Annotated in this window: 7 protein-coding genes; 6 read left to right on the top strand and 1 reads right to left on the bottom strand. The window is 37.9% G+C overall.

Annotation, left to right across the window (positions count from 1 at the left end):
• Window positions 1-6 precede the first annotated feature (6 nt).
• The 6 genes from H6G79_RS28050 to H6G79_RS28025 all read left to right on the top strand — a co-directional run bounded on the left by H6G79_RS28050 (window position 7) and on the right by H6G79_RS28025 (window position 13,248).
• Entirely contained in the window at window positions 7-1,146 is a 1,140-nt protein-coding gene (locus tag H6G79_RS28050) for a hypothetical protein (RefSeq protein ID WP_190593346.1), read from the top strand.
• 1,166 nt (window positions 1,147-2,312) lie between these two features.
• Window positions 2,313-4,397 (top strand): pentapeptide repeat-containing protein, encoded by a 2,085-nt coding sequence (locus H6G79_RS28045; RefSeq protein ID WP_190593347.1) that lies wholly within the window; start codon window positions 2,313-2,315, stop codon window positions 4,395-4,397.
• Window positions 4,398-4,494: 97 nt separating this feature from the next.
• Window positions 4,495-6,351 (top strand): AAA-like domain-containing protein, encoded by a 1,857-nt coding sequence (locus tag H6G79_RS28040; RefSeq protein WP_190593348.1) that lies wholly within the window; start codon window positions 4,495-4,497, stop codon window positions 6,349-6,351.
• A gap of 7 nt (window positions 6,352-6,358) precedes the next feature.
• Window positions 6,359-9,931, top strand: a complete 3,573-nt coding sequence (locus tag H6G79_RS28035) for a CHAT domain-containing protein (RefSeq protein ID WP_190593349.1) — start codon at window positions 6,359-6,361, stop codon at window positions 9,929-9,931.
• 51 nt (window positions 9,932-9,982) lie between these two features.
• Window positions 9,983-10,318 (top strand): hypothetical protein, encoded by a 336-nt coding sequence (locus tag H6G79_RS28030; RefSeq protein WP_190593350.1) that lies wholly within the window; start codon window positions 9,983-9,985, stop codon window positions 10,316-10,318.
• Window positions 10,315-13,248: a GUN4 domain-containing protein gene (locus H6G79_RS28025; RefSeq protein WP_190593351.1), complete on the top strand. Its 2,934-nt coding sequence runs from the start codon at window positions 10,315-10,317 to the stop codon at window positions 13,246-13,248. Before H6G79_RS28030 ends, H6G79_RS28025 begins: the two co-directional genes overlap by 4 nt.
• Window positions 13,249-13,385: 137 nt before the next feature.
• Here H6G79_RS28025 and H6G79_RS37695 read toward each other — a convergent pair whose 3' ends face one another.
• The gene (locus H6G79_RS37695; RefSeq protein ID WP_313934557.1) at window positions 13,386-14,378 is read right to left on the bottom strand and encodes a DNA cytosine methyltransferase; all 993 of its coding nucleotides are present in this window, start codon (window positions 14,376-14,378) and stop codon (window positions 13,386-13,388) included.
• Window positions 14,379-14,390 lie beyond the last annotated feature (12 nt).

The following is a 14,390-nucleotide window of genomic DNA, read 5'->3' as shown; positions in this document are numbered from 1 at the left end:
CTTAATATGAAACGTCTACCATCTATGGCTATGATTCTTTTGATATCTATGGCTGTGGTTATCTTGGTAGGTTCTATGTCGATAGGCATAGTTTCAGGGGAAGTTGCACAAACTCAACTTTCGCAACTAACATCAACAACCACTGCAACTCCTCCAACATTCACACCAAAACCCACAAATCCAAAGCTGCTAGGTACAACAGATGGAAATACCGTCGAATCGCAATCTAAATGCAGCGCAAATCAATGGGCAGCATTAGTGGTCTGTTCTTTGCTGGGTTTCTTTTATTTTGTAGTTCTAATTTATGTATGGACAACAAACAAAGACTGGAAACTTAGTGAAGCACTTTCGGAAGTAGCCATAGTCGGTAATTATGATCTAATAAATAACTTACAAAAAGAAATTAAAACTTCATTAAACCAAACTTCAAAAGAAATTATCAAATTAAAAAAGAAAAATTGTGCTAATAAGAGATTAGCATATTTATGGCAAAAATTTGTCAACTGCTTGCCCATTAATAATGATGATTTAAAGGAAAAACTCAATAACCTTTTGACAAATGCAATAACAAATAAGCTTAATGATGATGATTTAAAGAAAGAACTCAATAACCTTTTGACGAATGCAATAACAAATAAGCTTAATGATGATGATTTAAAGGAAAAACTCAATAACCTTTTGACAAATGCAGTAACAAATAAGCTTAATGATGATGATTTAAAGAAAGAACTCAATAACCTTCTGACAAATGCAATAACAAATAAGCTTAATGATGATGATTTAAAGAAAGAACTCAATAACCTTCTGACAAATGCAATAATAAATAACCCTAGTGAATTAGAGAAAAATGTCGCCAAATTTGAAACCGCAGCCGGAAAATTTAACACCGAACTCAAAAAATTTAACGAGGAACAAGCTAAACCTCGATTAGTCGCAAGTTCTAGTCGTTTCCTTGCGTTCATTGGTTTGATCATGATTAGTGGGGTGCTTTTGATCTCAAGCTTTTACATTGTTTGGAGCCTCTTTACTTGTCAGCAATTGACACCCCTAAGTGATTTAAAAACTTATTTAGCATCCAGCGCAGCACTATTTGCTCCCTATCTAGCTAATAAAGTGAGCGAAATAGGGAGCAACTCAAAGAAGTAATATCAACAATTAATTATCAATTATATATGTAGGTTTAGAAAATTCTTCTCAATTCATAGAAAAAAGCCTCCAGTAACACATAAATTGTGTCAATAAACAAACAAGCTGATAAATTTTTCTAGAATCTGCATAAATAGTTAAAAATCAGCAGATAATAAAATTAAAGAGAAAATACATTTAAAGCTTGAGTAAAGAAGATGGTTTGAATAACACAGTTTTTAAGTTACACAAATTTCCCTTTTAAAAGGGAAAGCATAGATTTTAAAAAATCAAGATATAGCGTTTTTCAGTCTAATGAAGTACAGTAGCAACAGTGGGTAAACCAATTATAAATATCATTTAGAGAGATTTGGTTAAAAGCAATTTCAATTGATGAAGCTAAATCTGGATAACTTCTAGCACCAAGAGAACGTAGTATGTTCTTCAGCTTCGACCAACAATTTTCAATCTTGGCTTCTACTATTTCAAAAAGAACATTCAATTGTTCTTCATTTAGCTTTGGTGGAGTTTGTTGTATCCTGACTTTGGGCGCGATACTTCCTGTTTCTCTATATTGTTTAAGTAATTTTTCAATAAAGCTTAAAGTTACACAAAATCTTTTTGCTAATTAAGTAAAGGAGAAATAGAAGTCAGGGTTAGCTAGAAAAACGAAAATAGAAAAGGCAAAGTTATAAATAATAAATTGAAGTTTAAAAAAACCAAAAGATAAGTGAAAAATAGGAGTAAATAGGTATTGAACCTTGATATTAGTAAAAAGCAGGAAAATGAACTGTAAGCTTCTATTCTATATAGGTTTCAGTAGTTTTTAAGTAGCTTTGCTTGGAGAGTAATACTTTTAGTATAAGGAATTTACTCGTTCGCTCAAATTAGGATTTTGTCAAGAATATCAGCCAGAAAATTTAGTGAGTCGGCAATCGAAAAATTACTAAATTATTGAGTAAATTTAAGTGCGATCGCGAGGCTCATAGGCAGATAAAATTTTTGAACTACCTGATTTTTTTGTTGATACGCTTGTAAATTAAGCTTTTTTAGGGAACGAAACAGCCCTGCTTTTTTAAGGGGGTCTAGGGGAGATCAAAACCTTAACTGAACTGTATTGCTTTTTATATACTATTTTGCAGGTTTGTCTACGTGTTTGTCTCATTAATAAGATATCTAAAAAACTAGTGAATCCTCAGAACTTTTCCGGTCAAAATCTTAGTGGTCGCTCCTTTAAAGGTCAAAACCTTACAGGGTTAAACTTTAAAGGTGTTGACATTCGGGGAACAAATTTCAAAAATGCTATTTTGAAAGACACAAATTTTAGCCATGCTAATGCAGGGCTAGAGCCTTCCGTATCTACTTTATTCACAATATTAATCACCGTTTCATGTATAATATTAGGCTTTTTTATATTTTTACCTACTATTTTTATTTTATATTTTTTTACTGATTCCCATCTTAAAGAATGTGGTTATGTACCAAATATAATTGTCTTAGCCACATTTGTAGTTTTTTTTACTATTACCATCCGCAAAGGTTTAAGTGTGGCAGTCGTGACAACTGCTGGAGTCGTTGCACTGGCAGGGGTAGTTGCAGGAGCAATAGCCACAGGCGGACAAACAGAATCACTTAGACAATTCATGGACTTCCTAACAATAATATCCCCCATAGCTTCGGCAGGCGCAGTAGCTGCCGCAGTGTCCATTACAGGTGCAGCAACAATAGCGGTGACAAGCACAATGGCAGGCGTAGTTGCAGGCACCATAGCAACTACAGCAGCAGGAATTGCAGGGATATTAGGAGCAATAGGAGCCTCAAAAATAATAATACACAAAGTTAAATGGTCATTATGGACAGAGATAGGTGCGGTGATAGTAGCAGGAGGTGTTATTGGGCTGGGCTGTTATATCGGTTGGAGAGCGTTAGCGGGAGATGAAAAACACGCCTTTGCTTATAAAATTGCCATTGCCTTTATCGCTATGAACGGCACTAGTTTCCAAGGAGCTAATTTAACTGATGCTGATTTCACTCAAGCCACGCTTAAAAATACAGATTTTAGAAAAACTAATCTAACTCGTACCTGTTTCTACAAAAGTCAAAAACTTAACCTTGCTTGCCCTGGAAAAACTTACCTTCAAAATACGAAACTATGTCAAGTGTTAGTTACAGGTCAAGGACAGAATAAAAACTTTGACCGTGAAGATTTGCGAGGAGTCAATTTTCAAGGAGCAAACCTAACAGATGCTAGCTTCATCGGCGCAGACTTGAGCCAAGCTAACCTCCAAGACGCAGATTTGTCAAGAGCCAAGCTAGTGCAAACTCTACTTGATGGCACAGACTTTACAGGCGCAACTCTCACGGGTGCATACATCGAAGATTGGAACATTACCACCGACACAAAATTTGATGGAGTGCGCTGCGAATATGTTTATATGCGCCTGCCTACAAAAGACAACCCAGACCCCCATCGCAAACCAGACAATCGCCAAGAAGTATTTGCAGATGGAGAGTTTGGCGATTTTATCAAGCCCATCTTTGACACCCTCGACCTGTATCATAACCAAGGCGTTGACCCCAGAGCGATCGCCATCTCGTTCAAGCAACTAGCTGAAAATCACCCTGATGCTGAACTTGAAATAGTCGCAATGGAAAAACGAGGTCAGGATAAATTTCTGCTCCGTGCCAAAACAGCGATCACTGCTGACAAATCCGAACTGAGTGCAGAATATTTCGTCAACTATAATCAACTTAAAAATTTACCAGACAGAGAAATTAAATTATTACTGGCAGAAAAAGAAAATCAAATCCGCAGATTAGAAAATATGGTGATGACGGCTTTGGAGCGTCCCAGTTTTTATTCAAACGTTGAGCAGGTAGGTTTTATGACTAATAATCCCGGTGGAATTTCTCAAAATGTTAGTGGTGGTCAGGTGTATGGAGGGATGCAAGCTGCCCAAGGGAATAATAATGTGCAAACCTCAACAACTTATTCCTCATCAGAACAAAAACAGAACCTTGCAGAAGCCGCAGCTGAAATTCAGCAATTACTAGAGCAATTGAGCCAATCTTATCCTACCAACACAATGACAGGAAAAATGGCACTGGCAGCAGAAGCCACGCAACGCATTGAAAATAACTCAACCTTAATGCAGAAAACAATCAGCGCGTTGAGGGCTGGTGGTACGGCGGCACTAGAACAAGTCCTGAGTCATCCCGCCGCCAGCTTTGTCATTGCTGCTTTAGATGATTGGAGCAAAAACAATCCATAAATTATTAAGTTTATTTAATTAGGCAACACCAGACCAATTTAAAATAACCCTAGTTTGGTATGAAAAGTATTTTATTTATTGCTATTGAATTTTTATTATGAATCAGCCAAAGTCTCCTGACGATAACCCCGCATCTTCACTTGACTCAGAGATAACACAGCAGGCTAATAATTCAACGTTTGGTGATGGGCAGCAGGCGGCTATAGGTGAAAGTAATATCCAAAATCAGGGTAACAATAACTGGCTAGGTAATACCTGGAATATTTTCTTGGGTCAGCAAACAACCCCAGTAGGCAACCCTGCTAGACCAAAGAACGAAAATTACAATATTGGTGTTGGACAGCAGACGATAACATCAGTTAATCAGAGTACCCAGCAGCAGAAAATCTTGATTCTGGCAGCAATCCCTTATGGTTTGCGTTTGGATCGAGAAATCAGGGAAATTGAAGAAGCCATAAGACGAGCCACAAGACGGGATTTGTTTGAGATTCGGATTAGAACTGCGGTACGTCCTCAAGATATTCGCAGAGCGATCGCAGAAGAACGCCCTTGTATTGTTCATTTCTGCGGACATGGCTTAGAAGATGGCAGTTTGTTACTAGAAGATGATGGCGGGAACAACAAACCTGTTGCACCAGAAGGGTTGGCATCATTGTTTAAATTACACGCCGATTATGTAAACTGTGTCTTACTCAATGCCTGCTACTCAGCTAAACCTGCTCATGCAATTAGCCAACATATTAATTATGCAATTGGTATGAACCAGCCCATTGGTGACAAAGCTGCAATTGTATTTGCTCAAGGATTTTATGATGGTTTGGGTTACGAAAATTCAGAAATTTCAAATATATTCCAAAGGGCTTTTAGCGAAGGTTTAGTTGCCATTCAAATGGAAGATGTTTCACAAGGACAAATACCAGTTTTAAAAGACAAACTTTCTTATACTGAGAATTCTGTAACAGGATTAGATACAGATATATATGTTGAACGACCTCCAAGTGAGCAGAAATGCTACAAAGCAATTGTGCAGCCAGGAGCTTTGATTAGAATTAAAGCTCCTCAAAAGATGGGGAAAACACTACTGTTAGAGAAAGTACTAAATTATGCTAGAGAACAAGGCTATCAAACAGCAAAATTAGATTTAAAAGTTGCTGACAATTATACTCTTACTGATTTAAAAACGTTCTTACAATGGCTGTGTGTTGATGTTGCTGACAGCCTGGAACTAGAACCCCAACTAGATAAACACTGGCAAGATATTTACAGTTTAAATAAAAACTGTACTCGCTACTTTCAAAAATATTTACTGTCTCTTAACAATAGTCCTTTAGTTTTTGCTATTGATAATTTTGAGCGTGTGTTTGAATGTTCAGATATTTTTCCCCAATTCTGCTTATTACTGCGTAGTTGGTATGAAACTGCTAAACAAGGAGACAAGACTGGTAATATCTGGAAGAAATTGCGTTTAGTAATAGTTCATTCCACCGAAAAATATCCTGATTTAGATACGAATCACTCACCATTTAATGTAGGCGTAACGATTGAATTACCCGAATTTGATTTGCAGCAAGTACAAGACCTCGCCAAGCAGTACGGATTGGCAGAGCAAGACTTGAGTGAGGTAGTAAGCTTAGTTGGGGGACATCCTTATTTGGTGCAACTGGCGATCGCTCATCTCAAAAGCCAGCCGACAACTTTAGAAGAACTGTTGAGACTAGCACCAACAGAACAGGGAATTTTCAGCGACCACCTGCGACAACAATTGTGGCATTTACAACACAATCCTCAACTTGAAGCAGGGTATAAAAGAGTAGTGATGAATGAAATACCTGTTAGGCTTGATACTGAAGTTGCATTTAAACTGCACAGCTTAGGCTTAGTAAAACTTTCCAGTAATGATTGTTTTCCTAGTTGTGATTTGTATCACCAGTATTTCTCGACTCGTTTGGAGTAGGTGAGTCATGGTTGACCAATACATCTTTTCTGGAAGTCTACCTGAAAACGCCAGTACTTACGTCACAAGAGAAGCTGATGCCCAGTTATATGAAGGGCTGAAGGCTGGAAAGTTTTGTTATGTGCTGAATTCTAGACAGAGTGGAAAGTCCAGTTTGCGTGTGCGAACCATGCAGCGACTCAGGCAAGAGGGTGTGGAGTGTGCAGCCGTAGATTTATCTGCTGGTGGTATTCAGAATGTCCCGCCCGAACAGTGGTATGCAGATTTAATCGACACCCTCATTGATAGTTTTGGGTTAGATGTTAACTTTGGCGATTGGTGGGAGGCGAATCAGTTAAATTCGCTAGTCACAAGATTTCGCAAGTTTTTGGAAGAAATATTACTTGTTGAAGTTAAAGAGAATATTGTTATTTTTATTGATGAAATCGATAGCGTACTCAGTTTAAATTTTCCAACAGATGACTTTTTTGCGTTGATTCGTGCTTGTTATAACAAGCGAGTTGATAATTCTGATTACAACCGCCTCAGCTTCTGTTTACTAGGGGTGGCATCACCAAGTAATTTGATTGAGGACAAACAGCGCACTCCCTTTAATATCGGTCAAGCTATCTCTCTCAAGGGCTTTCAAATCCATGAAGCTGAACCTTTAGAAAAAGGACTGCATAGTAAATTTAGTAATCCCCAAGCGATAATGCAGAAGATTTTGCGCTGGACTGGGGGGCAACCATTTATGACTCAAAAGCTGTGTCAGTTTATGGTTGAGGAATCAGACCAAGAAAACCCTCGTTCAGTAGAGCAGGTTGTCAGGTCACGCATCATTGAAAACTGGGAATCACAAGATGAACCTGAGCATCTACGAACAATTCAAGCCAGGATCTTACGAGATGAGCAACGGGCAGGGTACTTACTGGAGCTTTATCAGCAAATACGACTGGCTGAGGAGCGATCACAGGTTATAGCTGATGAGACGTTGGAGCAAAGTGAGTTGCAGCTTTCGGGGTTGGTGGTTAGACAGCAGGGTAAGCTGAGAATTTATAACCAGATTTACCGGGAGATATTTAACTTAAATTGGATAGAAAATCAATTAAATAATCTCCGTCCATATTCTGAGAATTTTCGCTTTTGGGTGGCTTCCAAAGGAACTGATGAATCACGGCTGTTGCGAGGAAAGGCATTACAATGGGCGGAAGAATGGGCTAGGGATAAAAATTTAAGTTATCAGGATAAACAGTTTTTAGCAGCTAGTAAAGAGAAGGAAATTCAGGAAGAGATTGCTGTCAAACAACAAGAAGCTGCATTAGAACGGGAGAGACAAGATAGGGAAGCACTAGAGGGAAGAAATCAATTACTTAGTGCGGCGAATAAGAAAGCTCAACGGCGAATTAGTATTGGAGTTTTCGTTTTGGTTATGACTTTAGCAGTTGCTTGTGTTTTAGCTATTTTATCAAATAAAAAAATTACAGAAGCTAATACTCAAGTAGCAGAGTCCAAAAATAAAACTCAAAAAATTAAAATACAAATTGGAGAAGCACAGAGAAAAATAGAAAATTTAAAGCAAAATGAAAAAACTATAGTACAGAGAGCTAACGATGCACAGATTCGCCAAAAAGAAGCTTTAAAGAAAAATCAAAATCTTGAACAAGAATTGCAAAGTAACCAGAGGATTTTATCTGAAGTTAAAACACAAAAACAAAATTTAGAAAATGAATCATTCAAACTACAGCAGAAAGCTTATAAAGCTAATAATGAATTAGAAAACAAAAACCAACAACTTTTATCATTGGCAAAAACAAGACAACAATTTGAAACTCTATTCAATCAATTAAAACAAAGTTTTAAAATAGCCCAAAGGCAACTTAATACCACTCAAAAAGACTATAGTTTATTTCAAAAACAGGTTGCGGAAAGCAAAGAATATCTTCAAACACTAGATCATTTAGGTCAATTAGCTCTACAATTACAAAATGATGGTTTTTTAACTCAGGCGCAAGAACTATACTTAAAAGCAGGACGCTCAGTGAATTTAAGCTATTCACGTAGATTAGCATTATTGAATTTAGAAATATCATTTGGATATCAAAAAATTCGAGAAAAAAACTTACAAAAAGCAGCATTTTTTTTTAAAAAAGCAGAAGAATATTTAAATAAAGAACAATTAGTCCTAGACAACGACAAAGAATACGCACAGATTCTAATTTTAGCCTTACAAATTAAAGGCAAATTATTTGATGCTAATCAAGACAGAAATAATGCTATAAAATACTTTAAAGAAGCATTTAAAATATTTAACAATAAAATAAAATTTCTTGACGATAAAGATAAATCCACAATTATTTCATTTCAAAATGTAGAATCATTCCATAAAGAATTAATTGAATTACTACTTAGAAGAACTTATAAAAAAATACAAATTAATCAAGAAGAATTGAAGTTAGCTCGTGATGTAATTGAATCCCTTCACTTAACAAAAGTCAACAATTTCTTAGGTGCAGATAATTTAATTTTAAATCAAAAGTCTATTGAGATTGGTGAAATTGACAAGACAGCAGCCGTTATTTATCCCGTAATATTAGCCGAACGAATAGAAGTCATTGTATCTCTACCCAAACAATCTGTTAATAACGAAAGTGAGTTTTTTCAGTCTCAGGCTGTTTATAGATCGCAAACAGAAATAGAACGGACTATTCATACTTTGGGCAGGGAACAAAGTACACCTAATTCCTCTCTTTTTAGAGAATTGTCGATAAAGGTATATGACTGGGTTATCAAAGATATTGAACCTCAACTAAAAAAACATAACATCAAAAATCTTGTCTTTGTATTAGATGGTTCACTACAGAATGTATCAATGGCAGCATTATATGATAGAGAACAAGAACAATATTTAATTCAGAAGGGCTATAACATTGCACTTGCACCTGCTGGATTGAATCTTATAGATTTCAACTATTTGTCTAGAGAGAAACCACGAGTCCTTGCTGCTGGTATATCAGAAAAACTAGACAATATTTCCTTGCCCGGAATAGAAGAGGAAATAAGGAATATTAAAAATTTATTGCCCTCATCATATGTATTACTAAACAATCAAGTCACCAAAACTACACTGGAAAAAGCAATCAAAACTTTTTTTCCATCGGTGGTTCACTTAGCAGTCCCATTTTTATCTGCATCCTCAGCAGAAAACACATTTATTCTGGTGAGGAAAGAATCTGAGGGGAAAGACAACTCTGAGCGTCTCAACATCAAAAAATTAAGTTCCCTATTAAAAACCAGAGATACAACCCAAAAAGGCACAATTGATCTACTAGTTCTTAGTAGTTGCTCTGAAAATAATAATGGTATTGAAATGGCAGGATTGTCTGTAAATTCTGGGGTAAAGAGTATCTTAGGAGCATTGTTGTCAGTAAACGATCAGGCTACAGCAGACTTTATGATTGAGTTTTATAAACAGCTTGCAAATCCTGAAATTAGCAAAGCGGAAGCTGTAAGACGCGCTCAACTCTCGTTGCTGGAAAAACATCATTACTATGAAAATCCTTACTATTGGTCACCGTATATTTTAGTAGGAAATTGGTTATAGTATGAGTTTGTTAAATTACGTTCTTAATCCTGTTTTTTAAGGCTAGAAGATATGAAAATTGAGATCGAAGGGCGAGATGCCGTAGAAGCCACAAAAGAACTCCTAGCGATTGAGGGCATAGAAGGCAGTTACCAAACCGTTGATGAAGTAGAACGGGAAGGAACTGTAGCCACAATCGCCACTATTGTCGGGATTGTCAGTGGCACATTTGCGATCGCAGAGAGCCTGCACAAGTGGAAGGAGAAGTACCAGAAATCCCTCTACGAACCAACGGGTGCAAGGATTGAGAAAGTTTTGATTGTCACGCCTGATAATCATCGCTTGCTGCTTAAGGATGCAACAGTAGAGCAAATACAAGCATTTCTGGAGAAATCTAAGAAAAAATGAAAATTCTCCATCTTGACCTAAAACCAGTGGGCGATCAGTATGCCGAGTTCCGTTTCTTCTGGGATAACCTCAATGATTACCAGTCCCGTCAGCTACCCCTTGCAGAAATCGCTTTTTTAATTGAAAAAGCAGAAACAGACTATTACACCAGACTGCCGGAAGATTACGCTAAGACAGGACAGGCACTTTATAACTGGTTAGATGGCAGTTCACGTAATCTTCAACGTGAAATAGACAAGTATTGGCGCGATGGCATAGTTCTGGCGATTGCCGCAACAGAAAGACTTGCACATTTACCTTGGGAACTGCTACATGATGGCAAGTGTTTTTTGGTAGAGAAAACGCCCCCGATTATTCCAGTACGCTGGATATCGGATGGTCAACCGATAGTTACTGTTGATCATCCTCAGAATCGCCCTCTCAATGTACTGTTTATGGCAACCTCACCCTTGGGGGTTAAACCTGAATTGGATTATGAAGCAGAAGAAGGAAAGATTTTAGAGGCAACCAAGCGCACTCCCGTTAATTTGAGAGTAGAAGAAAGTGGCTGCTTAACTGAATTAAGTTATGTGGTTCGGGAATATGAAACAGGATACTTTGATGTTTTTCATTTAACAGGTCACGCTACTTATCAATATGGAAAGCCTTGCTTTCTGACTGAGGACGAATACGGCAACCGAGTTGATAGCAGTACAGATGCGATCGCAAAAGCCATGATGCCTTGTTTACCCGTGTTAATCTTTCTATCTGGTTGCCTTACAGGTTATTCGTCAGATGGTGAAGTTCCTTCAATGGCAGAAGAACTACTGAGTATGGGTGCAACTGCTGTTCTTGGTTGGGGTGAGCGAGTCAAAGATACTGATGCTAACGTTGCTGCTGGTCAATTGTATTGGGATCTGTCACAAGGTGGAACACTTACACAGGCGATCGCTTCTGCCTATCAAAAATTAATTGAACAAAAAGTACCAGATTGGCATAAATTACGGCTATACGTAGCAAATACGTTACCAGGAGCGTTAGTAACCCCATTAAGGGTTCCGAGACGCAAACAACTGCCTAAACCTTCTAATGAAGTGGAGTTCAGAGATGATGAAAAACGCTTAAGGGTGGCGACTAGAGAGAATTTTGTTGGTCGTCGCCGTCAGTTACAAAACTGTTTGCGGATTCTGAAGACCGATTTTGACAAAGTAGGGGTGTTAATCCACGGTATGGGAGGATGGGGAAAGAGTAGTATTGCCTCTCGACTATGGGATAGGTTGCCTGAACATGAAAAGATTCTTTGGTGGCGACAAATTGATGAATCTTATTTAATTAAAAAGCTAAAAGATAAATTAATTAATCCATCGCAAGTAGAATTAATATCTTATCTAGAAAATAGTAATATTTCTTTCAAAGCTCGATTGAGTTATTTATTCAATCAATTAGCTCAAATGGGCGAAAAAACATTTCTCTTAATTCTGGATGATTTTGAATGGAATCTTGAAACTCGTGAAGGGAAATATATACTGAAAGCTCAAGTCGCCCCAATTTTGGCAGCTTTAGTGCAAGCAATTCAAGAAACGGGAACTAACAATAGGATGATTATCACTTGTCGTTATGACTTTGATTCTGACCTATTGAAGTTTTTTTATAAACAGGGTTTACAACCACTAAAAAATGCTGAGTTAACTAAAAAACTAAGCCGTTTACCTAATTTTATATCTGATAATCTTTCTGAAGATTTACGCAAACGAGCGTTAGATTTAGCAGATGGCAATCCTAGATTACTAGAGTTTATCAACAATGAAGTTTTAAATAAACCAGATAGAGAAGGGAAAATAAAAGAATTAGAAGAAAACCCTAAATTATGGAAAGAACGGATTATATGGGAAGAATTATACCAGATGATTGATGAGCCATTACAGAGGATTCTTAGTTATTGTTTAATATATGAGATTCCTGTGCCGATGGTAGCGTTAGAGGAAGTGTGTCAACCTTTTTCTAATTATCAAAGACAACTGAAACGAGGGCAACAGCTTGGGTTATTAGAAGTAAGTGCTGAACCAGAAGAATCCAATAGAGTTTACAATGTTTCTCGCATTATTCCTAGAATTATCCATAGTATTCATATACCTCAAGCAGCAGATTGCTATTTGGTATACCAGAAAGCTCATGAGAAATTACATAAGTTATGGGCAAATAAGAAAAATAGGAGTGAAGAAAAATGGCGAGAGATTTTTCGTTTAAAATTCGCCAACAAGAAAAATGAAAATCGATTTAGGCATGGGTTCTACCAAATGTTGGAGGTTCAGTATAATCCGGAAGCAGATAAAGCTTATGAACTTGAATTGAGAAAAGTTGCTCATGAATTGATAAGAGATAAGCAATGTAATCTTTTGCAAAACTCCTTAAAAAACAAGAATTGGGAAGAGGCAGATGTAGAAACAGCTTGGATTTTCTACCAAATTATGGTTCAAGAAAATTATGAAAATTGGTACGTGCTACTAAAAAAGATTTCGGGTGACACTTTGAAGGAAATTAATCAACTCTGGCTTCAATATAGTAATAATCAATTTGGCATTAGTATTCAAATGGAAATTTATCGAAGTCTAGGTGGGACGGAAGAGTATAATCAAGATATTTGGGAAAAATTTTGTCATCGCATAGGTTGGAATAAAGAACAACGCCGTGGGCTGAAATACAATGAAATAATCGAAAATATTAACATGATGTCCGAGAATAATTCTGGCGTATTTTTAGTATCATTGCCAGCACTAATTTATACCAGGAGTGGTGTTTCTGGCGTACCTCCAAAGGAGTATAGCGTCTTTGGAGGAGTACCTCCATCTGAGCATTTTGGTTTTGGCGCAGTACCCCAGGTTCAGCATTATGCTTGGTGTGGTTTTGGTTTTTGGAATCTCTTTTCTGTTACAGAGGGTTTTAAATTATGAGCTATTGCTTTCTAAAAACTGTCAGAAACAAATTATTGTTTAGGGGGCTTGAAACCCACGCATTAATTAATTCAAAATTATTATTATTCCTAAGTGAATTTTGCATTTTGCATTTTGCATTTTGAATTCAAAAAAGGTCATACAATTGCCCCTGATAACTGTTTTTGAATGTGAGCGAATAACTGCGCGGCGAACGAAGGAGGCACAGAATATCCAATAATTGACCCAGCCGTAGCAGCTTGCGATGGCAACTCATACCATCTGGGGAACCCTTGCAAAATAGCAGCAGCTTCAATTGATAAAGATTTAACAGTGCCATCTGGCAACCAAATATCCGCAAACTTATTACGATTGCACCCCTTGTGATCCGTGAAATGCGATCTCACGATAGTATTAGCTGGTAAATACCCAGGCTTGAACTTCAGACCATTTCGCCCACCAACCCGTTCAATCAGCAGTGGTGCGGGGTCATTCGCCGCCAAAAATTGTTCTACCGCTTGTTGTTGTCTAGCGAGTAATTGGGAGTCGGGCATCGTGGGGATTAATGGAGCGATCGCCCCATACCAACCGATAGGGCCAGATGTTGGTGGTAGAGAGAGAGCCAAATCCCGGCAAGCAACTAGAACTAAACGTCTCCGCGCCTGGGGTAGTCCATAGTCTGCCATGTTTACCACGCTGTAATTCACTCGATAGCCAAGGGATTCTAAAGTATTCAGGATAATGGCGAAACTCTGACTGCTTTGGTAACGTGGAACATTTTCGAGTGTAAAAACCCGTGGCCGCAACTGTCGAATGGCTTGAGCTACTGCTTGCGCTGCGGTCAAATCATCAGCAGTTTCTATAGCATTACCAGCTTTGGCTGTGTGAGCTTGGCTGAAGTTGGCGCACACTGGGGAGGCGTGAAGGTAGTCGGGGTGAAGTGGAAACCCAACAAAACCAGAGAGTGCTACTTCCTGTACTGTTTGCTGGATTACTTTGCAGCCGTATTCGCTGAAGTTGCGGTGGTGACTTAGAGCGAGCGCCTGACTTAGTTGCGGTTTGGTCGGGTCATACTCCACAGCAATAACTGGACGGATGCCAGCTTGCACCATCCCCGCTTCAACACCGCCGCCACCTGCGAATAATACAATAGCTGTTGATGC

The organism is Anabaena sp. FACHB-83 (assembly GCF_014697485.1).
In the GTDB taxonomy this organism is placed as follows: domain Bacteria; phylum Cyanobacteriota; class Cyanobacteriia; order Cyanobacteriales; family Nostocaceae; genus Nostoc_B.
This window is presented reverse-complemented; position numbering and strand designations above follow the sequence as displayed.

Bases quoted from the DNA above. Each gene is read 5' to 3' on its own strand.
- H6G79_RS28050 (WP_190593346.1), top strand. From the start codon at position 7: ATGAAACGTCTACCATCTATGGCTATGATTCTTTTGATATCTATGGCT.
- H6G79_RS28040 (WP_190593348.1), top strand. From the start codon at position 4,495: ATGAATCAGCCAAAGTCTCCTGACGATAACCCCGCATCTTCACTTGAC.
- H6G79_RS28035 (WP_190593349.1), top strand. From the start codon at position 6,359: ATGGTTGACCAATACATCTTTTCTGGAAGTCTACCTGAAAACGCCAGT.
- H6G79_RS28030 (WP_190593350.1), top strand. From the start codon at position 9,983: ATGAAAATTGAGATCGAAGGGCGAGATGCCGTAGAAGCCACAAAAGAA.
- H6G79_RS28025 (WP_190593351.1), top strand. From the start codon at position 10,315: ATGAAAATTCTCCATCTTGACCTAAAACCAGTGGGCGATCAGTATGCC.